We start from the raw sequence: 24,765 nt of genomic DNA, 5'->3' as shown, positions 1-24,765 counted from the left end.
TCTCCGGTGTGACCCCCGGCGACGACCGACCACCCTTCCTCGCCACCCGCGCGGTGCACGCGGGCAACGACGTCGACGCCGGGACCGGCGCGATCCGCCGCCCGATCGTCGCGGCCAACTCCTACGCCCTGCCCGAGGACCCCTCGGAGCTGGACTGGTCGGGCACCGCGACCCGGCTCTACACCCGCAACGGCGGGGCGAACCAGGGCTGGCTGGAGGACAAGCTCGTCGCCCTGGAGGACCCGGCCGGGGTGTCACCGGGCGGGTGCGCCGCGGTCGCACTGGCCTCGGGCGTCGCGGCGCTGCACGCGGTGTTCTTCACGTTCCTGCGCACCGGCGACCACGTCGTCAGCTCCGACGTCACCTACGTCGCCACCCACCGGCTGCTCACCGAGCTGCTGCCGGACCGGTGGGGGATCACCGCCACCCTGGTCGACTCCTCCGAACCGGAGGCGGTGCGCGCCGCGATCCGCCCACGGACCCGGCTGGTGCACGTCGAGACCCCGGCCAACCCGACCACCCGGATCACCGACGTCGACGCCGTCGCGGCGATCGCGCACGAGGCGGGCGCCCTGCTCAGCGTCGACGCCACCTTCGCGACGCCGGTGCTGCAGCGCCCGCTGGAGCGGGGCGCGGACCTCGTCGTGCACTCGCTGACCAAGTACGTCAACGGCCACGGCGACGCGATGGGCGGTGCGGTGCTGGGCCGCCGCGAGCTCGTCGAGCGGATCCGCGCCGACGCCATGGTCGACGCCGGGGGAGTCATCAGCCCGTTCAACGCCTGGCTGATCGCCCGCGGCGCGGTCACCCTGCCGATGCGGATGCGCGCGCACTGCGCCGGCGCGCAGCAGGTCGCGGAGTACCTGGAGTCCCGCCCGGAGGTCGCCTACGTGGCCTACCCGGGTCTGGCGTCGCACCCGCAGCACGCGCTGGCGACCCGGACCCTCGACGGCGGGTACGGCGGCATGCTGGCCTTCGCCCTGGACGGGCCGCCGGAGCTGCAGAACCGGTTCGTCGCGGGCCTGCGCGTCATCACCTCGGCGGTGTCACTGGGTCACGACGAGTCGCTGATCGTGCACGTCGGGGCCGGTGGCGACGGCCGGGCGGCGCACTTCCCGCCGGAGTTCCGCCGCCTCGGGCACCTGCGCCTGTCGGTGGGGCTGGAGGACCCGCGCGATCTCGTCGCCGACATCGCGCGGGCCCTGGACACCGTCGCGGGCGGCCTCAGCCGATGAGCGACCGGCCGACGATCTCCTTCATGATCTCGTTCGTGCCGCCGTAGATCGCCTGTACGCGGGAGTCGACGAACGCGCGGGCGATCGGGTACTCGAGCATGTAGCCGTAGCCGCCGTGCAGCTGCACGCAGCGGTCGACGACCCGGTTCTGCAGGTCCGAGCACCACCACTTGGCCTTGGCCGCGTCGGGCACAGACAGCTCGCCCTCGCCGTTGTGCTCGGTGATGCAGCGGTCCACGAAGACCCGGGCGATGGAGACCTCGGTGTCCATCTCGGCGAGCTCGAAGCGGGTGTTCTGGAAGTTCGCCACCGGGCGGCCGAAGGCCTTGCGCTCCTTGGTGTAGTCCAGCGTCATCTTCACGGCGGCCTCGGCGCCCGCCACCGAGGCGACGGCGATCGAGAGCCGCTCCTGGGCGAGGTTCTGCATGAGGTAGATGAAGCCCTGGCCGACCTCGCCGAGCCGGTTCGCGTCGGGCACCCGGACGTCGGTGAAGCTCAGCTCCGCGGTGTCCTGGGCCTTCATGCCGACCTTCTTCAGGCGGCGGCCGCGTTCGAAGCCCTCCATCCCGCGCTCCACCACGAACAGGGTGAAGCCGAGGTGCTTGGCGTCGGGGTCGGTCTTGGCGACGACGATCACCAGGTCGGCCAGGATGCCGTTGGTGATGAAGGTCTTGGAGCCGTTGAGGATCCAGTCGTCGCCGTCGCGACGGGCATTGGTCGCGATGCCTTGGAGGTCCGAGCCGGTCCCGGGCTCGGTCATGGCGATCGCGGTGATCAGCTCGCCGGAGCAGAAGCCGGGCAGCCAGCGCTTCTTCTGCTCGTCGGTGCACAGCCGCAGCAGATAGGGCTGCACGACGTCGTTGTGCAGCGGGAAGCCGATCCCGCTCGCACCGGCCGCGACGATCTCCTCGGCCAGGATCGCGTTGTAGCGGAAGTCGTCGACCCCGCCCCCGCCGTACTCCTCGGGGACGGCGGTGCCCAGCAGGCCGGCCGCGCCCGCCGCGGTCCATACCGCTCGGTCGACCTGGCCGTCCTCCTCCCACTGCTCGTGGTGAGGGGTGACCTCCTTCGCGATGAAGGTCCGGCACAGGTCACGGAACGCGTGGTGCTCGTCGTCGAAGATCTCGCGCTGCATGGTCGGCAGTCTCACATACCGACGGGTAACTCCGGTCGTCCTCGCGGGCCGTCGATGACCCACGCGTGCCGATAGGGTGCGCCCGTGGATCTCGTGGACGCCGTCGCCAACGTGTGGGACCGGGCCGTGGTCGGCCACCTCGCCGACCTGCGCCGGATGCCGCGGGACGCGGTGGTGGGCTCCCCGCAGGGGATCCTGTTCCGGTACCGCCCGTTGTCCGGCGTGGATCCCTCCGAGGGCGCGCCGGTGCTGCTCGTGCCGCCGCTGGGTGCCCCGGACTTCGCCTACGACCTGCGCCGCGGCTGCTCGCTGGTGGAGCACCTGCTGCAGCAGGGCCGGACCGTCTACCTGATCGACTACGGGCCCAAGTCGTTCTCCGACCGCAGCCTGGGCATCGAGAGCTGGGTCGACGAGCTGCTGCCCGACACGGTCCGCCGGGTCTCCGAGGAGACCGGCGACGAGGTGCACCTCGTCGCCTGGTCGCTCGGCGGGATCTTCGCGCTGCTCACCGTCGCCGCCGCGGTGCAGGCACGCGACCCGCTGCCGGTGCGCTCGGTCGCCGCGATCGGCACCCCGGTCGACATCTCCCGGGTGCCGCTGGTGGCACCGATCCGGCCGCTCGCGCAGATCAGCGGCGGCCGGCTGGTCTCGTCGATCTACCGGGCCGTCGGCAGCTTCCCGGCGCCGATGGTGAGCTGGGCGTTCCAGCTGACCGCGGTGGACCGGCTCGTCACCAAGCCGCTCGCGATCGCGTCGCGGATCGACGACCGGGACTGCCTGGCCCAGATCGAGGCCGTCGACCACCTGATGCGCAACATGCACGGCTACCCGGGCCGGGTGTTCGGGCAGATCTTCCACCTGCTGCTCCGCAGCAACGATCTCGCGAGCGGCGGACTGCGCCTGGGCGGGCGCGACGTGGAGCTGGCCGACGTCGGTGTGCCGGTGCTCGTCGTCGCCGGGCGGGACGACGTCATCGCCCCGCTGCGCGCGGTCCGCGCCGGCGTGCCGCTGCTGACCGGCAGCCCCGAGGTCCGGTTCACGACCTCGCCGGGTGGGCACCTGGGCGTGCTGACCGGGCGCCGGGCCCGGGACACGACCTGGCCGGAGCTCGACCGGGCCCTGGCCGGCCGACCCCCCTGGGACGCCGCCGCGGACACCCCCGACGACGAGGCCGGTCCCGCGGTCGGTGCCTGACCGAGCGCGCCGGTGTCTGGCCGGCCGCGCCTGGCTGGCCGCGCCGCCTGACTGGCCTGGTCGCCTGACTGGCCTGGCCGGCTCTGCTGCCTCGTCGGCTCTGCTGCCTGACCGCCCCACTGCCTGACCGGCCCCGCAGCCTGACCGGCCTCGCCGGTGCCGAGGGACCGGCCCCGCTCGGGCCTCGGCCCGTGCGTCGGTCCGCGCCGCGCGCTGACCCCGCGCCGCGTCGCGGTGATCCGCGGTCCGCGCACTGATCCCCAGTCCGCGCGCTGATCCGTCCGGCGCGCGCGTCCGGACGCGCGCGCCGAACGGATCAGCGCGCGCCGACGAGCAGAGGGATTGACCGGTGAGGTGGCTAAGTGATTTAGTCACTTTATGACCGCAGGGAAGACGTTGTCGGAGCGCCTGGCCGACGACATCATGGACATCATCCGGACCGGGAACCTCGGCCCGGGGGACCAGCTCGCGTCCTCCCGCGACCTGGCGCGACGGTTCGAGGTCACCACCCCGACCGTCCGCGAGGCGCTGCGACGCCTGGAGGCCACCGGCGCGGTGGAGTTCCGGCACGGCTCGGGCACCTACGTCGGCGCCGGGGTCGGGCGGCGGCTGCTCGCCAACCCGCACCGTCCGTCGCGGACCTCCGACGGCGTGCACGAGCTGATCCGCGCCCGGCTCGTCCTGGAACCGTCGATCGCGGCCGCCGCGGCCCGGGAGCGTGACACCGCCGGGCTGGCGATGCTCGCCGAGAGCGTCACCAACGCCCTGCACCCGCCGGTCGGCGACCACCGCCCGGCCGTGCACTTCCACGTCGCACTGGCCGCGACCAGCGGCAACGCCCTGCTCCGCGAGACGGTGGAGGCGCTGCTGCACATCCGCGCCCGCGACCAGGTCGAGATCCGGCACCGCTACGACGACCGCGAGCGCGACCACGCCGAGCACGTCGCGCTGCTCGACGCCGTCCGCGGGGGCGACCCGGACCTGGCCGAGCGGCTCTGCCGCGAGCACCTCACCTCGATCGCCGAGGCGGTGGGCGCGTGAGCACGCGACGCCTGGGGGAGATGACGACGGTCGAGGCCGCGGCCGCCGTCGTCGACAGCCCGGTCGTGCTGCTGCCGGCGGGGGCCTTCGAACAGCACGGGCCGGGGCTGCCGCTCGCGACGGACCTGATCCGCGCCGAGGCGGTCTGCGACCGGGTCGCCGCGGAACTGGGCACCGCGGTGGTCGGGCCGTCGTTGCCCGTCGGGGTGTCGCCGCACCACCTGGCCTTCGCCGGCACGGTCAGCCTGACCACCACGACGTTCGCCACGCTCGTGCGCGAGTACGTCGAGGGCCTGTACCGCCACGGCTGGCGCAAGATCTGCGTGGTCACGGGGCACGGCGGGAACGACGCCACCCTCGCGACGGTCGCGCAGGACCTCCTCGCCGTCCGTCCGGACCTGCAGTTCGCGTGGAGCCCGCTCACCCCGCTGGCCGCCGACGTCGTCGCCGCGGCCGGGCCGCCCGAGGTCAGCGGGCACAGCGGGCAGGCCGAGACGGCGCAGATGCTCGCCGTCGCACCGCACCTGGTGCACACCGACCGGCTCGCGGCCGGGACCACCCGGCTCACCGAGCTCGACGCCCTCGGCAGCCTCGCCCGGCGTCGCGGCGGCCCGACGATCACCACCTCCTACGACCGCCTGTCCGGCAACGGGGTCCTCGGCGAACCCCGCCGGGCCGACCCGGAGCACGGCGAGGCGATCGTCGCCGCGATCGTCGACCGGATCACCGACTTCGTCACGGCGTGGCTCAGGGCCTGAGGCCCTCCGACCCGTACGGACCCACAGCACTCCCGCGGTGGCGCCACCGGTGCCCCCGTCGCACGACCTGCCCGTGACCGGGCGGGACCAGCACCGGCCGTCGACGACGCCGTCCGAAGGGAACTCCCATGTCCGCACCGAGCCCGTCAGCGCCGAGATCGTCAGCACCGAGGCCGACGGCAGCACCACGACCCGCGACGACTCCGTCCGCTCCAGCGGCTGTGACCCGACGCCCGGGCAGGGCCCGCCTGCGTGCCGTGGCGACGGCCTGCCTCGTCGCGGCCGCCCTCACCACCGGCGCCGCCGTCGCCCCGACCGCCTCCGGCAGCACACCCGGCCCCGGCGCGGCCCCCGGACCGGTCGGAGCCCCGACCCCCGGCTGCGGCACCACACCGCCGCAGGCGGCTGGCACGACCGCCGTCCGCACCGTGGACAGCGGCGGCCGGGAACGCAGCGTGCGGGTCCACCTGCCCGACGGCTACCGCCCCGACCGGCCCGCCCCGGTGGTCCTGGTCTTCCACGGCCGCGGCAACGACGGCGCCACCACCGAGAACTTCTCCGGCCTGTCCGGCCTGCCCGCCGTCGTCGCCTATCCCGACGGGGTCCCCGGGGGAGAGGGCAAGCGCGCCTGGCAGGGCGCTCCGTACTCGGCGCCGGGCGTCGACGACGTCGCCTTCCCCGGGGACCTCCTCGACGATCTGGAGTCCGCCCTCTGCATCGACCCCGGCCGGGTCTTCGCCACCGGCAAGTCCAACGGCGGCGGTTTCACCGAGATCCTGGCTTGCCGGATGTCCGACCGGATCGCCGCGATCGCCCCGGTCGCGGGCGCCTACTACCGCGACGGCGAGCCGCCGTGCCGGCCCGGCCGCCCGGTCCCCGCGCTGTTCGTGCACGGCACCGGGGACGCCACGATCCCCTACACCGGCGACGCCGACCGTGGCCTGCCCGCGATCCCGGCGAAGGTCGCCGAGTGGGTCGCCCGCGACGGCTGCCGGGCCCGCCCGCAGACCCGCCGGATCCGGCCCGACGTCACCATCGCGACCTGGCGGGGCTGTCGCGACGGAGCCCGGGTGGCGCACGTCGCCGTCGACGGCGGCGGGCACACCTGGCCCGGCGCCACCGCCTACTCCGGCGGCGGCGTCACACCCGGACCGTGCGCGCCACCGTGCTGATCGGGGACTTCTTCGGGCTCGGGGGCCCGCGGTGAGCGCGCCCGCCAGCACGTCGGACCGGGAGCTGCCCCGGCTGGTGCGGGCGATGGCCGTGGTCGAACGCGTCGGGAACGCGCTGCCGCACCCGTTCTGGCTGTTCTGGGTGCTGTCGGCGATCCTCGCCGTGGTCAGCGCGGGACTGGCGGCGGCGGGCGTCGCGGTGGTGGCACCCGACGGCGAGCCGGTCGCGGTGCGGAACCTGCTCTCCGGCGACGGCCTCGCCATGGCCGTCTCATCGATGATCGACAACTTCGCCCAGTTCCCGCCGATGGCGACCATCGTCACGGTGATCATGGGGGTCGCCGTCGCCGAGCGCAGCGGGCTGCTCGCCGCGGCCATGCGGGCCGGGGTCGCCCGGGTGCCGGCGTCGCTGGTGGTGTTCGCGGTCGCGTTCGCCGGGACCGTCGCGCACGTCGCGTCGGCCGCGGCGTACGTGATCCTGGTGCCGCTGGGCGGGCTCGCGTTCCGCGCGGTGGGCCGCTCGCCGATCCTCGGGATCGTCGTCGCCTACACCGCCATCGCCTCGGGCTACGACGCCAGTCCGGTCCCCACCCCGAACGACGCGATCTTCGCCGGCATCACCACCGCCGCGGCCCGGATCGTGGACCCGGAGGTCGTGGTGACCCCGGTCGGCAACTGGTTCTTCACCATCGCCTCCTCGGTCGTGCTCGCGCTGGTGATCACACTGGTGACCCGGCTGGTCCTGGCCAAGCGCCCGGACCTGGACCCCGACCCGGACGCCCCCGACGACGACGTCGCCGGCCTGAGCCTGTCGGTGGCCGAACGGTCCGGCCTGCGCCGCGCCGGGTGGGTGCTGCTGGGCTTCGCGGTGCTGCTCGTCGCGGCCATGGCCCCGGAGTGGTCGCCGCTGCGCGGGGAGAACGGGTCGATCGTCGAGTCCCCGCTGGTGGAGGGGATCGGCGCGGTCATCGCGCTGCTGTTCGGCCTGCTCGGCACGGTCTTCGGGCACGCGGTCGGCACGATCACCACCGCCGCCGACGTCCCGAAGCTGATGGCCGACGGGATCCGGCAGATGGCCCCGGTGCTGGCGCTGTTCTTCGCGATCGCCCAGTTCCTGGCCTACTTCGACTGGACCCACGTCGGGGACGTGCTCGCCGTCGTCGCGGCCGACGCGCTGCGCACCACCGGCGTCCCGATCCCGGTCGTGTTCCTGATGGTGCTGGCCGTGCTCACCGTGGTGAACGTGATGGTCACCAGCGGGACGGCGATGTGGTCGATCGCGGCGCCGGTGATCGTGCCGATGCTGATGCTGGTCCACGTGCCGCCCGAGACCACCCAGGCGCTGTTCCGGATCGCCGACTCCGGCTCGACGGCGATCACCCCGATGAGCCCGTACTTCATCATGGCGCTGGGGTTCCTGCAGCGGTACCGCAAGGCCGCGGGCATCGGGACGCTCGCGTCGTACACGCTCCCGCTCGCGATCGCGATGACGGTCGTCTGGACCATGCTGTTCTTCGCCTGGTGGGCACTGGGGATCCCGCTGGGACCGGGAGCTCCCGTGCGGTAGCGGGGAGCGGGCGGGGCCCGGCGGCGTGGAGGACACTGGCGCAGGTGCGCTACCTCGACGGCCCCGGTTCCGGACCACGACGCTGGTCGGTGATGGGGCTGGGCACCTGGCAGTTCGGCACGAGCGAGTGGGGCTACGGCGACGCGCTGGATGCCGGGCGGATCGTCGCCCGTGCCCGCGAGCTGGGTGTCACCGTGTTCGACACCGCGGAGCTCTACGGCCCGCTGCGCAGCGAACGGATCCTGGGCGACGCGTTGCGTGCCTGCGGCGGCCGCGGGTGGCGCGACGAGGTCGTGATCGCGACGAAGTTCTTCCCGGTCCTGCCCCTGGGGCCGGTGCTGCGCCGGCGCGCGGTCGCCTCCGCCGCCCGGCTCGGGGTGACCGAGCTGGACCTCTACCAGGTGCACAAGCCACACCCGCTGATCGGCGACACGTCGGCGATGCGCGGCATGGCCGAGCTGCAGCGGACCGGCCTGGTGCGCGACGCCGGTGTCTCGTCGTACTCGCTGGACCGCTGGCTGGCCGCGGAGGAGGCGCTGGGCGGACCGGTGCTGTCCAACCAGGTCGAGTTCAGCCTGCTGCGCCGCCTGCCCGCCGGGGCCCTCGTCCCGCACGCCGCCGCGCACGGACGCATCGTGATGGCCTACAGCCCGCTCGCCCAGGGACTGCTCACCGGCCGCTACGACGCCGACCACCGGCCCACCAACGCGGTGCGCCGCAGCAAGCCGGAGTGGCTGCCGGAGAACCTGGCCGCGCTGGCCCCGCTCACCGACACCCTGCGCGACGTCGCGTCCGCGCACGACGCGACGCCGTCCCAGGTCGCGCTGGCGTGGGTGGTGCACCACCCGAACACCGTCGCCATCCCCGGTGCGTCGAGCGTGGCGCAGCTGGAGTCCAACGTGGCCGCGGCGGACATCGTGCTGACCTCGGACGAGTACGCCGGTCTCACCGCGGCCGCGCAGCGGGTCCGGCTGCGCACCGGACCCGCCACGCTGCCCGCCGTCGCGCGGGAGCTGTTCTCCCGGCGGTGAGGCGCCTACTTCACGTGCTCGCGCAGGAACTGCGTCGCGCGGGTCCAGGCGATCTCCGCCTGCTCGGCGTCGTAGGTCCCCATGTGGTTCTCGTCGTTGAAGAAGGCGTGCCCGGCCGGGTACTGCAGGAACTCCGGGCGGGTGCCGGACTCGGACTCGATGCGGTCGGCGAGCGAGCTCACCGCCTCCGGCGTGGCCATGGTGTCCTCGGACCCGAAGTGGCCCTGCACGGCCGCGGTCAGGTCCGCGAACGACGGGTAGTCCTCCTTCAGGACGCCGTAGAACGGCACCGCGGCCGCGACCTTGTCGCCCTGCTGCGCGGCGAGGACCAGCACGAAACCGCCGCCCATGCAGAAGCCGACGGCGCCGACGGCCGAGGAGGTCACGTCGTCGCGCCCGAGCAGGTACTCCACGGCTCCGGCCAGGTCGGTGGCCGCCTGCTGGACCGGCAGCTCGGCCATGAGCTTGCCGGCCTCGTCGGAGTCGTGGGTGGTGCGTCCGCCGTAGAGGTCGGGCGCCAGCGCGACGAAGCCCTCGGCGGCGAACCGGTTCGTGACGTCCACGATGTGGTCGGTGAGGCCCCACCACTCCTGGATGACGATCAGGCCGGGCCCGGACCCCGAGTCGGGGCGGGCCAGGTAGCCGTGCGCGGTGCCGCCACCGGAGGGGAAGGTGACGTTCTGCGCGGGGTTCTCGTTGGTGTGTGCCACGTGCCCGATGACATCACGACGGTGCCGGTGCCGCCCGCCGGGAAGATCGTCGGGCCCCTGTGACGGAGGACCCTCCGTTAATCTTGAGCGTCGCAAACGATATGGGTCTATCGTCACCGCCATGCTCGCCGGGACCGCCACCCGCACCGCGCACGACGCCGCGGTGGAGAACCTGCGCCGGGCGCGCGCCGGAGCCGGCGCCGTCCAGCTGGGGAAACCGTCGTCGAACCTGTTCCGGTTCGGTGACCGCGACACCGGGGCCGCCGCGCGCCGACTCGACACCTCCGCGCTGAACGGTGTGCTCGGTGTGGACCCGGAGGGGCGTGCGGCGAGTAGCGAAGGCGGATCGCCCATCTACACCGCCGAGGTCCAGGGGATGGCGACCTACGAGACCATCGTGGACGCCACCCTCGCCCACGGGCTGATGCCGCTGGTCGTCCCGCAGCTCAAGACCATCACCCTCGGGGGAGCGGTCACCGGTCTCGGTGTCGAGTCGACGTCGTTCCACGCCGGGCTGCCGCACGAGTCGGTGCTGGAGATGGACGTGCTCACCCCGGCCGGGGAGCTGCTGCACGTCACCCCCGACGGCGAGCACGCCGACCTGTTCGCGGCGTTCCCCAACTCCTACGGCACACTCGGCTACGCCCTGCGGCTGGTCGTCGAGCTGGCCCCGGTGAAGCCCTTCGTGAAGCTCACCCACCACCGCTACCCGACCGCGTCCGCCGCGTCGGCGGCGATCGAGCGGTTCGTCGCCGCGGGGGAGATCGACTTCCTCGACGGGGTCGTGTTCGGACCCGACGAGCAGTACCTGACCACCGGTGAGTTCGTCGACGCGCCGATGCCGGGCGCCCGGATCTCCGACTACACCGGCCAGGAGGTGTTCTACCGGTCGCTCCAGCGCCGCCCGGTCGACCACCTCACCGTGCGCGACTACCTGTGGCGCTGGGACACCGACTGGTTCTGGTGCTCGCGGGCGTTCGGTGTGCAGCACCCGGTGGTGCGCCGGTTCTGGCCGCGCCGCTGGCGCCGGTCGGACGTCTACCGCCGGCTCGTCGCCCTCGACCAGCGCTACGGCGCGTCCAACCGGGTCCGCGAGGCCCTCGGTGGGACGGCCGAGGAGATGGTCGTGCAGGACGTCGAGATCCCCGTCGAGCGGCTCCCGGAGTTCCTGGAGTTCTTCCACCGCGAGATCCCGGTGCTGCCGGTGTGGCTGTGCCCGCTGCAGCTGCGGGGCGAACGGACCTGGCCGCTCTACCCGATGGAGCCGGGCCGGCTCTACGTCAACGTCGGGTTCTGGTCGTCGGTGCCGGAGAAACCGAGTGACCGGTGGGCACACAACCGGCTGATCGAGGAGTGTGTCGCCGACCTGGGCGGGCACAAGTCGCTGTACTCGACCGTGCACTACGGCGAGGACGAGTTCTGGGCCCACTACAACGGTGCGGCCTACCGCGCGGTGAAGCAGCGGTACGACCCGGACGGTCGGGCACCCGACCTGTTCCGGAAGGTCACCGGCCGCTGAGGGGCACCGCGAGGATCGACACGGGAGGGGATCGGCGATGACAGGAGTGCTGGAACAGCGGACCGCGACGCTCGAGCCGGTGGCGGGGATCCTGTCCCGCGTCCTGGGCTCGACGCGTGAGCTGCGGGTGGAGGCGTTCGACGGGTCGCGGACGGGACCCGACGACGCCCCGGTCACGTTGCGGGTGAACTCGCCCCGGGCACTGGCCCGGCTGGTGAGCGCACCCGGCTCGCTCGGGCTGGCCCGGGCCTACGTCACCGAGGAGATCGACGTCGACGGGGACCTCTACACCGCGCTGCGCGCGATGTCGGAGGTGACGCTGCACTCGATCCCGCGCCGGGAGCAGCTGTGGCTGGCGCGGCGGCTGCTGCCCTACTGGCGCGAGCACCGGATGCCGCCGCCCGATCTGGAGGCCCGCCCCAAGGGGCTGCTGCACTCCAAGCGGCGCGACTCGCAGGCCATCTCGCACCACTACGACGTGTCCAACCGGTTCTACGAGTTCGTGCTCGGACCGTCGATGACCTACACCTGTGCCGCCTACCCCGACGCCGACGCGTCGCTGGAGACCGCGCAGGCCGCCAAGTACGAGCTGGTCGCGACCAAGCTGGACCTGAAGCCGGGGATGCGCCTGCTCGACGTCGGCTGCGGCTGGGGCGGCATGGTCCGCCACGCCGCCCGCGAGCACGGCGTCCGCGCGCTCGGGGTGACCCTGTCGAAGGAGCAGGCCGCCTGGGCGCAGGAGGCGATCGCCCGCGAGGGGCTGTCCGACCTGGCCGAGGTCCGTCACCTCGACTACCGCGACGTCCCCGACGGCGTGTACGACGCGGTGTCCTCCATCGGCCTCACCGAGCACATCGGCAAGTCCAACCTGGACTCCTACTTCGCGTCGATGTACGCCAAGCTGCGGCCGGGCGGGCGGATGCTGAACCACTGCATCACCCAGCCGTACCGGCCCGACCACCGCCACACCGACCCGTTCATCCACCGCTACGTGTTCCCCGACGGGGAGCTGGAGCCGATCGCGGTGCTGGTGGACGCGATGAACGAGGCGGGGTTCGAGATCCGGCACGAGGAGAACCTGCGCGAGCACTACGCCATGACGCTGCGCGACTGGGGCACGAACCTGGAGCGCAACTGGACCGACGCCGTGGCCGAGGTCGGCGTCGGCCGGGCCCGGGTGTGGCGGCTCTACATGGCCGCGTGCCGGCTGGGCTTCGAGCTGAACAACATCCAGCTCCACCAGGTGCTGGGGGTCAAGCTCGAAGACGGCGGCCGGTCCGGGTTCCCGCTGCGCGGGGAGCACGGGGCGTACTGAGACCGGGGATCAGCGGAGACGGCGCGCGGCCGCGACGGCCTGCGCGCCGTATCCGCCCCCGAACAGCACCGCGTGCACCAGCAGCGGGAACAGCTGGTGCAGGTCGACCCGCTCGCGCCATCCGTCGGCGAGCGGGGCGACCTCGTCGTAGGCGGCGAGGACGACGTCGAGGTGCGGCAGCCCGAACAGGTCCAGCATCGCGAGATCGGATTCCCGGTGCCCGCCGTGCGCGGCCGGGTCGATCAGCCACGCAGCCCCGTCGCCCGACCAGAGCACGTTGCCCGACCACAGGTCGCCGTGCAGCCGGGCCGGCGGCTCGTCCGGACCGGCCAGGGCGCCGATCCCTCCGCACACCGCCTCGACGACGGCGGCCCCGGCCGGGTCGACGGCGCCGCGGTCCCGGGCGGCCCGCAGGTAGGGCAGCACCCGGTCGGCGGCGAACCAGTCGCCCCACGGGCCGTCGTGGGGACGGTTCGTCATCCGCGTGCGACCGATCCACGCCAGCTCCGGTCCGCCCGGCGGCGGGACACCGAACGCGTCGGCCCCGGCGTCGTGCAGCGTCGCCAGCTCCCGGCCGAACCGCTCGGCGGCGGCCGGCGTCGCCCGGCCCGGGGCAATCAGCCCGGTGACCAGGAGCACGTCGTCGGCGCCGAACACGCGGGGGACCGGTGGCCCGCCCGGTACCGCGATCCAGCGCAGCCCCGCGGCCTCGGCCCTGGCCGCACCCGGGTCGGCCGAGGAGTCCTTCACCACGACGACGGTGCCGTCGTCCAGGGTCGCGCGCGGCGGGTGGCCGTCCGGCCCGTCGCGCACCGCGCGGCCGGTCAGCCGGGCGACGCGGTCGGTCATGCGTTCCGGGTGACGTACTCGACCAGGCCGGGCATCGCCGCGTCGATCATGGCGTGGACCTCGGCGAACCCGTCCGGGCCGCCGTAGTAGGGGTCGGGCACCTCGGCGCCCGCGGGTGCCGCCGGGTCGAACGAGCGCAGCAGGCGGACCCGCTTGGGATCGGGCACCGACTGCTCGAGGGTCCGCAGGTGTCCCATGTCCAGCGCGACCAGCAGGTCCGCGGACAGGATCTCCGAGTCGACCTGGCGGGCGCTGTGGGTGGTGTCGTAGCCGTGCTCGGCGAGCACCTCGGCGGCCCGGGAGTCCATCGGCTGCCCGACGTGCCAGTGGCCGGTCCCGGCGCTGGTCACCCGCACCCGGTCGGCGAGCCCGGCGGCCTCGACCTCGGCGGCGAGGATCTTCTCGGCGATCGGGGACCGGCAGATGTTGCCGGTGCAGACGAAGACGACGTTCACTGCGACGTTCCTCCGGGGAGCGGGGGTGCCGACGTCGACCCTGACGCCTCGGGTGGGGTGGTGTGGACCATTGTCCACCGGGCATCGGTGCGCGCCGTAGGGTGGCCCGATGCCGTTCGATCACCATTCGGCCGGGACGGATCACGCGGGCGGCCACGACCTGCGGCACCACGGCGACGCCGAGGCCGCCGACGGGCTCGTCGACTTCGCCGTCAACGTGATCGGCGACGGCCCCCCACGCTGGCTGCGGGACCGGCTCGCCGCGACCCTGGACGGTCTCGGCCGCTACCCGCGCGCCGACCACGACGCCCGCGCCCGCGCCGCCGTCGCGGCGCGCCACGGCCGCGACGCGAGCGAGGTGCTGGTGCTCGCGGGCAGCGCGGAGGGCTTCGCGCTGCTCCCGATGCTGCGCCCCCGGCTCGCCGCCGTCGTGCACCCGGGGTTCACCGAGCCGGAGGCAGCGCTGCGCGGCGGCGGGGTGGACGTGGTGCGGGTGCTGACCGACGCCGCGACCGGACACGCGCTGGACCCGGCCGCGGTGCCGGCGGAGGCCGACCTCGTCGTCGTCGGGAACCCGACGAACCCCACCGGGGTGCTGCACCCGGCCGACTCGCTGCGCGCGCTGGCCCGCCCGGGGCGGATCCTGCTCGTCGACGAGGCGTTCGCCGACGCCGTCCCCGGTGAGCCGGAGACCCTCGCCGGCGACGCGGGCGTGACCGGTCTGCTGGTGTTCCGCTCGCTGACCAAGACCTGGGCACTGGCCGGGCTGCGCGCCGGCTACGCGCTCGGCGCCCCCGACCTGCTGGCCCGGCTCGCCGCACCCCGCCCGCCGTGGCCGGTCTCCACGCCCGCCCTGGAGGCGGTCATCGCCTGTTGCGAGCCCGACGCGGTCTCCGCCGCGGACCGACGCGCCCGCGAGCTCGCCGCGCACCGCGTCACGATGGCCGCGGCACTGTCGGGCGTCGACGGCGTCGCCGTGTCGGCGGGACCCGCCCCGTACCTGCTGCTCCACCTGCCCGACGGCACCGGCGAGGAGGTGCGGCGGATGCTGCGCGAGGCCGGGATCGCGGTGCGCCGCGGCGACACCTTCCCCGGTCTCGGGCCCGACCACCTGCGCGTCGCGGTCCGCCCGCCGGAGACGGCCCGCCGCCTCGTCGACTCCCTCGACGAGGCACTGCGCCGGCTGGCGGTGTCGGCGTGAGCACGCTGCGCGACGTGATCGCCGCCCTCGACGCGGCCTACCCGCCCCGGCTCGCCATGGACTGGGACGCGGTCGGCCTGGTCTGCGGCGACCCCGACGACACCGTCTCCCGGGTCCTGGTCGCCGTCGACCCCACCCCGGAGACCGTCGACGAGGCGATCTCCTCCGGCGCCCAGCTGTTGGTCACCCACCATCCGCTGCTGCTGCGCGGGGTGCACGGCGTGGGCGCCGACACCCCGAAGGGCGCCCTGCTGCACCGGCTCATCCGGGCCGGGGTCGCGCTGTTCACCGCGCACACCAACGCCGACGTCGCCGACCCCGGTGTCTCCGACGCGCTCGCCGCCGCCCTCGGCCTGACCGTGTCCGGTCCGCTGGAACCGGTCCCCGGCCCGGCCCTGGACAAGATCGTCACCTTCGTGCCGGTCGGCCCGGCGATCGCCGCCGTGCACGCCGCGCTGTCCGACGCCGGAGCCGGCGCGATCGGCAACTACTCGCACTGCTCGTTCGCCACCGCCGGGACCGGCCAGTTCCTGCCCCTCGACGGCGCCGCCCCGGTCATCGGGTCGGTCGGCCGCCTGGAGCGCGTCGCGGAGACCCGGCTGGAGATGGTGCTGCCGCGGTCGCGACGCCGTGACGTCGTCGCCGCGCTGCGGGCCGCGCACCCCTACGAGGAACCGGCCTTCGACCTGCTGGAGATGGCACCGCTGCCGTCGTCGCTGGGGCTGGGCCGGATCGGCGAGCTCGACGACGCCGAGCCGTTCGCGGCGTTCACCCGCCGGGTCGCCGCGGCGCTGCCCGCCACCGCCTGGGGGGTGCGCGGCGCCGGGGACCCGGACCGTCCGATCCGCCGGGTCGCGGTCTGCGGTGGCGCCGGGGACTCGGCCCTGGACTCCGCGGCCCGGGCCGGCGTCGACGCGTTCGTCACCGCCGACCTGCGTCACCACCCCGCGTCCGAGCACGCGCTCGCCGGGACCGGCCCCGGCGGCCCGACACCCGCGTTGGTCGACGTCGCGCACTGGGCCTCGGAATGGCCGTGGTGCGGGCAGGCGGCCGGGGTCGTGGCCGAGGCCCTCGCAGGTAGCGTCTCGGTCGCGGTCTCGCAGGCCCGTACCGACCCCTGGACCACCGCCGCCCCGAGCAGCGGATCCGACACGACAGCAGGACAACCGGAGGCGAGTGCATGAAGGCCGATCCCACCGCGCAGGCGAAGCTGGTGACGCTGGCCGAGGTGGACGCCGAGATCGGCCGGCTCACCCACCGGCGTTCGACGCTGCCCGAGCTCGCGCAGCTGGACGAGGCCGAGCAGCGCGTCCGGGCGGCGCGCGACGCCGTGGTCCGCGCCGAGACCCGTGCCGGTGACCTCGACCGCGACATCGCCCGGCTTGAACGTGACATCGACGGCGTGCGGGCCCGCACCGAGCGCGACCACACCCTGCTCGCCGGCTCGGGCATCTCCGCCAAGCAGGCCACCGAGCTGCAGCACGAGCTCGACACCCTGGCCCGCCGCCAGGGCATCCTGGAGGACGAGCAGCTCGGGATCATGGAGGAGCGCGAGGCGGTCGGCATCGAGCTCGACCACGCCCGTGGCGAGCTGGCCGAGGCCGAGACCGCGGTCGGCGAGGTGACCGCGAAGCGCGAGTCCGCCGAGGGCGACATCGACGCCACCCGCGCCGGGCGCGACCGTGCCCGCACCGAGCTCGTCGCCGCGCTGCCCGCGGACCTGCTCGCCGACTACGAGCGCATCCGCGCCGGCGGCCGGGTCGCGGCCGGGCAGCTGCGCGAGTCCCGCTGCGGCGCCTGCCGGCTCGAGCTGGACCGGACCTTCCTCAGCCAGGTCCGCACGGCGCCCGCCGACGAGGTCGTCCACTGCGAGGAGTGCGGAGCGATCCTGGTGCGTGGCCGGTGAAGCTGGTCGTCGAGGCGGACGGCGGCTCGCGGGGCAACCCCGGGCCCGCCGGCTACGGCGCGGTCGTGCTCGACGCCGGAGCCCGCCAGGTGCTCGGTGAGGTCTACGACGGCCTCGGGATCACCACCAACAACGTCGCCGAGTACCGCGGCCTGATCGCCGGGCTGAGCGCCGCCCGTGACCTGGGGGCCACCGAGGTCGAGGCCCGGATGGACTCCAAGCTCGTCGTCGAGCAGATGAGCGGGCGCTGGAAGATCAAGCACCCGCCGCTGCAGGAACTCGCCGACACCGCGCGCGAACTGGCCGCGGGCTTCGACGCGGTGACCTTCGTGTGGATCCCGCGCAAGGACAACGCCCGCGCCGACGCGCTCGCCAACCGCGCGATGGACGGCGAGTCCAGCCCGACTCTGGATCCGTCCGCCGCGGCAGGGCCCGCCCCGAAGCCACCCGCCGGGACGACCGCGTCGACGGACTCGGCGGCAGCGGCGGCCTGGACCGGGCAGACCGGGTCCCCGGTGCGGCTGATCCTGCTGCGTCACGGCCAGACCGAGCTGTCGATCGAGCGCCGCTACTCCGGCCACGGCGATCCCGAGCTGACCGAGCTGGGGCAGCAGCAGGCCGCCGCCGCGGCCCTCGCGATCGCGAAGCGGCTCTCGCGACAGGGCGTCGAGCCGGCGGCGGTGCTGTCCTCACCGCTGCGCCGGGCCCGTCAGACCGCCGCGGCCGTCGCCGAGTCGACGGGGGCCGAGCTGGAGGTCCGCGAGGGGCTGATCGAGACCGACTTCGGCGGCTGGGAGGGCCTCACCTTCACCGAGGCCCGCGAGCGCGACCCCGAGCTGCACGGCCGCTGGCTGGGCTCCGCCGACGTCGAACCACCGGGCGGGGAGAGCTTCCGCGCGGTGGGGGAGCGGGTCGAGGCCGAGCGGGCCCGGATCGTGGAGGAGTTCGCCGGGCGGACGGTGATCCTGGTCAGCCACGTCACGCCGATCAAGATGCTGCTGCGCACCGCGCTCGGCGCCGGCGACGAGGTGCTCTACCGCATGCACCTCGACCTGGCGTGTCTCAACATCGCCGACTTCTACCCCGACGGGGGCGCCTCGGTGCGTCTGGTCAACGAGACGTCCTACCTGGACGACCTCCGGTAGCCGGTGGCCCGTCAGCGGCGCGCCACCACCTGCTGGATCGATACCGTCCTGACCCGTTCGGGCGGTGTCGACTCCGGACAGTTGTTCCCTTTCCTCACCTGAGCGATGCTGCGCGTGCACCGTACGGGGCGGTCAACCTACGGAGCGTGAACGACGGTCTCGGTGGCGGCGGGGAACAGAGAGACGGTGAGGACAGCGATGTCGCAGATCCACGAGCACGACTACGGCTACGACCTGGCACACGAGATGAAGGTGATCGCCCGGCTGCCCCAGCAGCGGCGCGGCAGCTCACGCCCGATGGGCGTCCCGGCCCGCGAGATGGACCCGGACACCGACCTCGGCCACGACATGGCCCACGAGTTCTGATCCCTGTCCACCGTCCGCGACGGGCTCCGCCCTCTCCGGGCGGGGCCCGTCGTGCGCTCGGGGGCTACTGCGGGAGGACCGCGAGCGCGGCCCACAGCGCGGTCGTCGCGGCGAGCAGGCCCAGCGGGACGGTGAGCGCTCCCAGCCGCAGGAACGTCCCGAGCTGCGGCGGGTCGCCGTAGCCGGTGGCGATGCGCCGCCACAGCAGCGTCGCGAGCGACCCGGCGTAGGTGAGGTTCGGCCCGACGTTGACGCCCAGCAGCATCGCCAGCACCAGCCCGGGGTGCGCGGCCGGTCCGAGCGCGGAGAGCAGCACCAGCGTGGCGGGCAGGTTGTTCACCAGGTTCGCCAGCACCGCCGCGACGGCCGCGGTGACCAGCAGCCCGGTCAGGTCCGGGGTGGCGGGCAGCAGTGAACCGATCCAGCCGGACAGTCCCTGCGCGCCGAGCCCGGCGACGACCACCCCCAGGGCCAGCACGAACAGGCAGAACCCCGGGGAGGCGGCCGCGACCAGGCGCAGCGGCCCGGTCTCGCGCCGCACCAGCGCCCGCACCGCCAGCACCGCGGCACCGGCTGCGGCGACCCAGCCCGGCGCGACGCCCAGCGGTGAGGCCACCGCGAACCCGGCCAGGGTCAGCCCGAGCACCACCAGCGCGACGACCGGCGCCGCCGGCGCGGGCACCGCGGGGTCGGCGGGGGCCGGCACCGGCGGTGCGGCCAGGTCACGCCGGAACACCCACCGCAGCACCAGGTACTCCACGGCGATCACCGCCACCCACGGCCCGGCCATCAGACCGGCGAAGGTCAGGAACCCCATACCCGACGCCGAGAACGCGAGCAGGTTCGTCAGGTTCGACACCGGCAGCAGCCCCGACGCCGAGTTCGACAGGTGTGCGCAGGCGAACGAGTGCGGCCGCGACGCCACCCCCAGCCGGGCCGCCGTCGCGAGCACCACCGGGGTCAGCAACACGACCGTCGCGTCCAGGCTCAGCACCGCCGTCGTCCCGGCCGCCGCGACGAACACCGCGGCCAGCAGCCGTCGCGGCGACCCGGCCGACGCCGTCGCCAGCCGCGCGCCCAGCCAGCGGAACACGCCCTCGGCGTCGACGAGGTGCCCGAGCAGCAGGATCGCGGCGAGGAACCCGACGGTCGGGGCGAGCTCGCCGATCTCGGTCCACGCCCCGGCCGGGGTCACCAGCCCGGCGACGACGGCGACCAGCGCCGCCGGGACCGCCACCACGGCCTCGGGGAGCCCGAACGGGCGCAGCGTCGCGGCGGCCAGGACCGCGGCCAGCAGCGCGACCGCCAGCAGGAGGCTCACGTGAACAGCGACGCGACGCCGACGGCCGGGGTCGTCGCGGCGTTCGTCGCACCCGCGAGCAGGCCGGCCACCAGCAGGAACACCAGCGCCCACGGCGGGGGGAGGTCGATCACCACCGGACGGTATCCCGGTGCAACGTCGCGGTGCTCCCCGGCGGCCGACCGTTCGGGTCCGTAGCCTGGAACCCATGACCGCAGCCACCGAGATCGCGTTCGAGAACACCTTCGTCCGCGACCTGGAGGGGCTCTTCGTGCCCTGGCAGGCCGCCCCGACGCCGGACGCGCGGCTGGTGCTGCTCAACGAGTCCCTGGCCCGTGAGCTGGGCCTGGACCCGGCGCAGCTGCGCACCCCCGAGGGGGTCGCGCTGCTCACCGGCACGACCGTGCCCGACTCGGCGACGACCGTCGCGCAGGCCTATGCCGGCCACCAGTTCGGCAACTACTCGCCCCGGCTCGGCGACGGCAGGGCGCTGCTCGTCGGAGAACTCGTCACCCCGGACGGCACCCGCCGTGACCTGCACCTGAAGGGATCGGGGCGGACCCCGTTCGCCCGCGGCGGCGACGGGAAGGCCCCGCTCGGGCCGATGCTGCGCGAGTACGTGATCTCCGAGGCGATGCACGCGCTCGGGGTGCCGTCGACGCGCTCGCTCGCCGTCGTCGCGACCGGTGAGCCCGTGCTGCGCGACCGCGGCCCGGAGCCGGGCGCGGTGCTCGCCCGCACCGCGGCCAGCCACCTGCGGGTGGGGACGTTCCAGTTCGCGGCAGCGAGCAGCGCAGGCGGATCGCGCAGCGACACCACGACCGGAGAGGTCGACCTGCTGCGCCGGCTCACCGAGTACGCGATCGCCCGGCACCACCCGCAGGCGTCCACGCCGCTCGAGCTCTACCGCGCGGTGATCGCCGCCCAGGCCGAGCTGATCGCGCGCTGGATGCAGATCGGGTTCGTGCACGGCGTCATGAACACCGACAACATGACGATCTCCGGGGAGACCATCGACTACGGCCCGTGCGCGTTCCTCGACGCCCACGACCCGTCGACCTGGTACTCCTCGATCGACTCCGGCGGTCGCTACGCCTACGGCAACCAGCCCGGCATCGCGCAGTGGAACCTCGCCCGCTTCGGGGAGTCGCTGCTCGGCCTGTTCGCCGACTCCCAGGAGGAGGCGGTCCGCCTCGCGACCGAGGAGCTGGCGGGCTTCGCCGACGTCTACCGCGCCGCCCACGACCGCGGCTACCTGGCCAAGATCGGCGTCGGGACCCCGGAGCTGCTCGCCGACCTGTTCGCCGTGATCGAGGACCAGAAGCCCGACCACACCCTGTTCTTCCGACGGCTGTCCGAGGCCGCCCGCGGTGACGCGGGGCCGGTCCGCGACCTGCTGTCCGACCTGGCCGCACTGGACCCGTGGCTGGAGTCCTGGCGGGCCGCCGGCCCGGACGCCGACGCGATGGACCGGGTCAACCCGGTCTACGTGCCGCGCAACCACCTCGTCGAGGAGGCGCTGGACGCCGCCGTCGAGGGGGACCTGGAACCGGTGCAGTGGCTGCTGCAGGTCCTCGCGGACCCGTTCACCGAGCGCGAGGGCTACGAGCGCTACGCCCTGCCGGCCGGGCCGGACGCGCCGCCGTTCAGGACGTTCTGCGGGACGTGAGCAGCGAGCACCCCGCCACCGTGACCAGCCGGTCCCGGTAGCGCGCGACCGGCCAGCCGCGCAGCACGACCAGCCGGCGCGCCGCTGTCCGAGGGCCCGGATCGCGCCGAACCGGCGGAGGTCGTGCGGGCCGCCGTGGCGGCATGAGTATCCTCGTCGTTGCGGACGAGTCGGTCGGGCGGCCGCGGCGGGACCTCCGGGTCCTGCCGAGGAAAGTCCGGACTCCACAGGGCAGGGTGGTTGTCAACGGCAACCCGGGGCGACCCGCGGGACAGTGCCACAGAGAACAGACCGCCACCGGCCTCAGGGCCGGGGGTAAGGGTGAAACGGTGGTGTAAGAGACCACCAGCACCCCGGGTGACCGGGGTGGCTCGGTAAACCCCACCCGGAGCAAGGTCGAGAGGCCGTACGTGTACGGCTGCGCAGGCGTTCGAGGGCTGCCCGCCCGAGCCTGCGGGTGGACCGCTGGAGCCTGCCGGCGACGGCAGGCCGAGATGGATGGTCGCCGAACGGAGCACCGTGAGGTGCCCGGGAACAGGATCCGGCTTACAGGCCGACTCGTCCGCCTCGCCCCCCGCCATCTGCGGCGGGGGAGCGGGGCTACCGCTGTGAGCAGCGGAAACGCTCTCGCGACCTCTCGTTACTTCTCGACGGTTTGCAACGCCCCACGGCCCAGCGACGGCCCGGAGCATGATCGTTTCTGCGCTCTACCGCGGGTCTTCCCCCACGTGCCCGGCCTGCTGGTGATCTCCTCGCGGCGCGGGCTCGTCCCTGCCAGGCCGGGGAGCGGGGCGCAGGGCACGGGTTCCCGCCTTGCGCCCCGCTCGTCGGTCTGGCTGCCGTCTCGGCGCGCCGTGGGGAGATCACCAGCCCTGCCGCACTTCCCTGATCTCCGAGCGGTGTCGGGTTCGGGCGGAGCCCGGCCGCCGGAGGCAGCTGCTCGATGTACCCGGTCGCCGGGTCGACCTGGCCGAGGAAGCCGCGGATGGATTTCTCGACGTCTGCTCGGCTCATGGCCGCCTCGCTGCGGTAGGACACGCTGAGCCCGTAGCCCTCGTTGGGGCCGGTCAGCCAGCCGAAGTCGTACTGGCTGCGGACGCCGAGGCGCCTGGTCACCCGGAACGTGTGCCCGTCGATGGTCACTGTGTCAGGGTGATCCGGCATCGGCCCAGCGTGTCGATCCGGCTCCGGGGCTGCAATGCGTTGGTGGCTCGGCGGGTGAGCGGCTCGACGCCAGGTGCCCGAGACGGCTCGTGAGATCTGGCTCGTCCTCCGCTGGCTTGAGGCTGGGTAGCCGAGTCCCGGCGCCGCGAACGGGCCGGAGGTGTAGTGAGCGAGCGACGGGGCCGGCGTGGCCGGCCCCGCGCCGCCGGAGGCGGCGCCTTGATCCTCAAGAGGCGGATTCGGCAGAGCGCACAGGTGACTTCGGATCGGTCTGCTCGCGGATCCAGGCCAGGTAGGTCGGGCTGCCGTCGTGGATCGGTCGGGCGCTGATGCTTGGGATGTCGTAGGGGTGCGCCGTGGCCGCCCGCTCAACGATGGCCGGGATGAGGGTGCGCCGGGTGTGCAGCGCGGCTCGACCCTCGGTGCGGTCGTGGACGTCGCCGTCCCACCGGTAGACGGAGCGCACGGGAGCGAAGTTGTGCACGTTGGAAGCGAGCCGGTCGACGACCAGGCCGCGGGTGAACTCGTGCAGCCACTCCGGGTCGGGTGCGGTGATCACGACCTCGCAGAGCTCGGCTGGTTCCGGGGCGGTCATGGTGTGCTGCCGCGGGCAGCGATGAGGTCGGTCATGGTGTGGTCGGAGTCCTCGCGGGTGCGGCCCATCGTGGCCCAGCCGGTCATGACCTGCTCGTCGTAGCCGAGACCGACCCACCGGCCGGTGAATTCGATTCCGTGCGGGTGCATGGCGAGGAACATCGTTCCCTTCGACCGCACGGCGCCGTCGGCTGCGGCGTACCAGCCGGTAAGGATCTGGTTGTCCCACAGGCGTAGCTCGCCCGACCACAGGTAGCCGCCCTCAGCCTGACTGAGCCCGCGTTGGGTGGCGGCGATGTGGACGAGGTCGCCCTCCTGGCGCATGTGCACCGGCTGGGTGGCGATCTTCTCGACGCCGTCGCGGGTGGTCTGCCACGACGCCCACCAGTCACCGGTCAGCGAGACACGGCCGGGCGTGCGGCCGGCCAGTTCGCTCACCGAGATCCCAAGGGCGTCGGCGATGGTCAGGGCGACCGACAGCAGGGGCTGTTGCTCGCCCGCCTCGTAGCGGCGGATCTGGCGGGTGTCGACCCCGGCCACGCGCGCGAGATCGGCCTGTGACATGCCGAGATCAGCTCGGCGACGTCGGATCACTTCGCCCATTTCCACGCACCCCATCGTCGTAGGACTTCCTAGTCCTTGACAACCGGACTAGTTCGCCTCATTGTAGGACTAGTTAGTCCGCGATGAGGTCGGGTACGTCCGCCCCACCGGTCTGACCTCGGCAGACACGAGCGTCTCGCCGAACAACCCGAGGAGGCGCCAGATGGCGATCACCAACAAGTTCCTCGTCGCGATGGGCGACGTGTTCCCGCACGGCGCGTTCGTTGTCTCGGAGGTCGAGCCGGTGCGTGACTTCGACAAGTCCTCGCCGGGGCGCCCGGTGCAGCAGCTCGACAAGGAGTCCGGCTTGCCGGTGTGGTCGGTGTCGGTCCTGGACGCGGACCCGGCCGCGCGTCGGACGGACAAGACGGTGACGGTGAAGATCGCCGCGCCGCATCAGCCGGTCCCGCCCGAGACGGCCGCGGGGCTGCCGTTCCGCCCGGTCGAGTTCGACGGGCTGACCGTGACGCCGTACGTGCAGGAGTCCGGGGGCCGGCCCCGGGTGGCCTACAGCTTCCGTGCTGCCGGGATGCGCGCTCCCGGCCACCAGCGCCCCGTCCCGGGCAAGAACCAGGACGCCGCCTGACCGTGCTCTCGCCTGCTCTTGCAGGTGGAGGGGGGCCCGCTGCAACGGGCTCCCCCTCCGGATCTCCCTCACCCCACGCCCTAGCTGTGATGTCCAGGGAGGTTGGTCAGCCTGGTGACTGGTGGCTGGCCGCCGATGGCGGAGTGAGCGCGGTGGTGATTGTAGAAGTGCAGCCAGCCGGGTAGGGCGTCGTTGCGTTGGCGGGTCGACTCATAGAGTCGGGCGTAGGCCCAGCCGTCGGCCAGGGTCC

At 73.8% G+C, this 24,765-nt stretch carries 24 protein-coding genes and 1 other RNA gene; 17 read left to right on the top strand and 8 right to left on the bottom strand.

What is annotated here, in order from left to right; all coding sequences use genetic code 11:
* The first annotated feature begins 8 nt into the window (after positions 1-8).
* Entirely contained in the window at positions 9-1,235 is a 1,227-nt protein-coding gene (locus FVA95_RS13860) for a PLP-dependent aspartate aminotransferase family protein (RefSeq protein ID WP_240051470.1), read from the top strand.
* Here FVA95_RS13860 and FVA95_RS13855 read toward each other — a convergent pair.
* Positions 1,225-2,370 carry an acyl-CoA dehydrogenase family protein gene (locus FVA95_RS13855; RefSeq protein ID WP_149664612.1) on the bottom strand — a complete coding sequence of 382 codons (1,146 nt, stop codon included), beginning with the start codon at positions 2,368-2,370 and terminating at the stop codon, positions 1,225-1,227. The genes FVA95_RS13860 and FVA95_RS13855 overlap by 11 nt on opposite strands.
* 84 nt (positions 2,371-2,454) lie before the next feature.
* Here FVA95_RS13855 and FVA95_RS13850 point away from each other — a divergent pair, with 84 nt between their 5' ends.
* From FVA95_RS13850 to FVA95_RS13825, 6 genes are all read left to right on the top strand, one after another.
* Positions 2,455-3,564, top strand: a complete 1,110-nt coding sequence (locus FVA95_RS13850) for an alpha/beta fold hydrolase (RefSeq protein WP_149664588.1) — start codon at positions 2,455-2,457, stop codon at positions 3,562-3,564.
* A 378-nt stretch (positions 3,565-3,942) separates the two neighbouring features.
* Positions 3,943-4,605 (top strand): FadR/GntR family transcriptional regulator, encoded by a 663-nt coding sequence (locus FVA95_RS13845; RefSeq protein ID WP_149664587.1) that lies wholly within the window; start codon positions 3,943-3,945, stop codon positions 4,603-4,605.
* Positions 4,602-5,363, top strand: a complete 762-nt coding sequence (locus FVA95_RS13840; RefSeq protein WP_149664586.1) for a creatininase family protein — start codon at positions 4,602-4,604, stop codon at positions 5,361-5,363. Before FVA95_RS13845 ends, FVA95_RS13840 begins: the two co-directional genes overlap by 4 nt.
* A gap of 221 nt (positions 5,364-5,584) precedes the next feature.
* A complete protein-coding gene (locus FVA95_RS13835; protein WP_205015857.1) occupies positions 5,585-6,535 on the top strand; it encodes a PHB depolymerase family esterase in 951 nt (316 codons plus the stop codon).
* 85 nt (positions 6,536-6,620) lie between these two features.
* A complete protein-coding gene (locus FVA95_RS13830; protein ID WP_149664611.1) occupies positions 6,621-8,102 on the top strand; it encodes an AbgT family transporter in 1,482 nt (493 codons plus the stop codon).
* A gap of 44 nt (positions 8,103-8,146) precedes the next feature.
* Positions 8,147-9,133, top strand: coding sequence for an aldo/keto reductase (locus FVA95_RS13825; protein ID WP_149664585.1), 987 nt, complete (start codon positions 8,147-8,149; stop codon positions 9,131-9,133).
* Between the two features lie 5 nt (positions 9,134-9,138).
* Here FVA95_RS13825 and FVA95_RS13820 read toward each other — a convergent pair whose 3' ends face one another.
* Positions 9,139-9,843, bottom strand: coding sequence for a dienelactone hydrolase family protein (locus tag FVA95_RS13820; protein WP_240051469.1), 705 nt, complete (start codon positions 9,841-9,843; stop codon positions 9,139-9,141).
* Positions 9,844-9,964: 121 nt separating this feature from the next.
* Here FVA95_RS13820 and FVA95_RS13815 point away from each other — a divergent pair, with 121 nt between their 5' ends.
* Positions 9,965-11,362: an FAD-binding oxidoreductase gene (locus tag FVA95_RS13815; RefSeq protein ID WP_149664583.1), complete on the top strand. Its 1,398-nt coding sequence runs from the start codon at positions 9,965-9,967 to the stop codon at positions 11,360-11,362.
* A gap of 37 nt (positions 11,363-11,399) precedes the next feature.
* Positions 11,400-12,677 carry a cyclopropane-fatty-acyl-phospholipid synthase family protein gene (locus FVA95_RS13810; protein ID WP_149664582.1) on the top strand — a complete coding sequence of 426 codons (1,278 nt, stop codon included), beginning with the start codon at positions 11,400-11,402 and terminating at the stop codon, positions 12,675-12,677.
* A 9-nt stretch (positions 12,678-12,686) separates the two neighbouring features.
* Here the strand turns inward: FVA95_RS13810 and FVA95_RS13805 are convergent, their stop codons facing one another.
* Complete coding sequence (locus FVA95_RS13805; protein ID WP_149664581.1) at positions 12,687-13,526, bottom strand: fructosamine kinase family protein; 840 nt, start codon at positions 13,524-13,526, stop codon at positions 12,687-12,689.
* Positions 13,523-13,981 (bottom strand): low molecular weight protein-tyrosine-phosphatase, encoded by a 459-nt coding sequence (locus FVA95_RS13800; RefSeq protein ID WP_149664580.1) that lies wholly within the window; start codon positions 13,979-13,981, stop codon positions 13,523-13,525. Before FVA95_RS13800 ends, FVA95_RS13805 begins: the two co-directional genes overlap by 4 nt.
* Before the next feature lie 109 nt (positions 13,982-14,090).
* On the opposite strand from FVA95_RS13800, the gene cobC reads away from it, so the two are divergent.
* The 5 genes from cobC (at position 14,091) to FVA95_RS30840 (ending at position 18,599) form a co-directional block, all read left to right on the top strand.
* Entirely contained in the window at positions 14,091-15,182 is a 1,092-nt protein-coding gene (gene cobC / locus FVA95_RS13795; RefSeq protein WP_149664579.1) for an Rv2231c family pyridoxal phosphate-dependent protein CobC, read from the top strand.
* A gap of 5 nt (positions 15,183-15,187) precedes the next feature.
* Positions 15,188-16,366, top strand: a complete 1,179-nt coding sequence (locus FVA95_RS13790; RefSeq protein WP_370460866.1) for a Nif3-like dinuclear metal center hexameric protein — start codon at positions 15,188-15,190, stop codon at positions 16,364-16,366.
* A complete protein-coding gene (locus FVA95_RS13785; RefSeq protein WP_020622577.1) occupies positions 16,363-17,088 on the top strand; it encodes a zinc ribbon domain-containing protein in 726 nt (241 codons plus the stop codon). Before FVA95_RS13790 ends, FVA95_RS13785 begins: the two co-directional genes overlap by 4 nt.
* 2 nt (positions 17,089-17,090) lie before the next feature.
* Positions 17,091-18,233, top strand: coding sequence for a bifunctional RNase H/acid phosphatase (locus FVA95_RS13780; protein WP_205015859.1), 1,143 nt, complete (start codon positions 17,091-17,093; stop codon positions 18,231-18,233).
* A 198-nt stretch (positions 18,234-18,431) separates the two neighbouring features.
* Positions 18,432-18,599: a hypothetical protein gene (locus FVA95_RS30840; RefSeq protein ID WP_020622575.1), complete on the top strand. Its 168-nt coding sequence runs from the start codon at positions 18,432-18,434 to the stop codon at positions 18,597-18,599.
* A gap of 64 nt (positions 18,600-18,663) precedes the next feature.
* Here the strand turns inward: FVA95_RS30840 and FVA95_RS13775 are convergent, their stop codons facing one another.
* The gene (locus tag FVA95_RS13775) at positions 18,664-19,920 is read right to left on the bottom strand and encodes an SLC13 family permease (protein ID WP_149664576.1); all 1,257 of its coding nucleotides are present in this window, start codon (positions 19,918-19,920) and stop codon (positions 18,664-18,666) included.
* A gap of 187 nt (positions 19,921-20,107) precedes the next feature.
* Here FVA95_RS13775 and FVA95_RS13770 point away from each other — a divergent pair, with 187 nt between their 5' ends.
* Together FVA95_RS13770 and rnpB are read left to right on the top strand one after the other, a co-directional pair.
* Complete coding sequence (locus FVA95_RS13770; RefSeq protein ID WP_149664575.1) at positions 20,108-21,568, top strand: YdiU family protein; 1,461 nt, start codon at positions 20,108-20,110, stop codon at positions 21,566-21,568.
* A 166-nt stretch (positions 21,569-21,734) separates the two neighbouring features.
* An RNA gene (rnpB, locus tag FVA95_RS13765) (RNase P RNA component class A) lies at positions 21,735-22,133 on the top strand.
* An 825-nt stretch (positions 22,134-22,958) separates the two neighbouring features.
* Here rnpB and cutA read toward each other — a convergent pair.
* Positions 22,959-23,327 carry a divalent-cation tolerance protein CutA gene (gene cutA, locus FVA95_RS13760; RefSeq protein ID WP_149664574.1) on the bottom strand — a complete coding sequence of 123 codons (369 nt, stop codon included), beginning with the start codon at positions 23,325-23,327 and terminating at the stop codon, positions 22,959-22,961.
* Positions 23,324-23,944, bottom strand: a complete 621-nt coding sequence (locus FVA95_RS13755) for a helix-turn-helix transcriptional regulator (protein ID WP_240051468.1) — start codon at positions 23,942-23,944, stop codon at positions 23,324-23,326. Before FVA95_RS13755 ends, cutA begins: the two co-directional genes overlap by 4 nt.
* Positions 23,945-24,092: 148 nt before the next feature.
* Here FVA95_RS13755 and FVA95_RS13750 point away from each other — a divergent pair, with 148 nt between their 5' ends.
* A complete protein-coding gene (locus tag FVA95_RS13750) occupies positions 24,093-24,515 on the top strand; it encodes a plasmid replication, integration and excision activator (protein ID WP_149664572.1) in 423 nt (140 codons plus the stop codon).
* Positions 24,516-24,595: 80 nt separating this feature from the next.
* On the opposite strand, the gene FVA95_RS13745 is transcribed toward FVA95_RS13750, so the two are convergent.
* A partial coding sequence (locus FVA95_RS13745; protein WP_149663001.1) for an integrase core domain-containing protein occupies positions 24,596-24,765 on the bottom strand: 170 nt, incomplete at its 5' end.

Source organism: Pseudonocardia sp. EV170527-09, from assembly GCF_008369905.1.
Classification (GTDB): domain Bacteria; phylum Actinomycetota; class Actinomycetes; order Mycobacteriales; family Pseudonocardiaceae; genus Pseudonocardia.
This window is presented reverse-complemented; position numbering and strand designations above follow the sequence as displayed.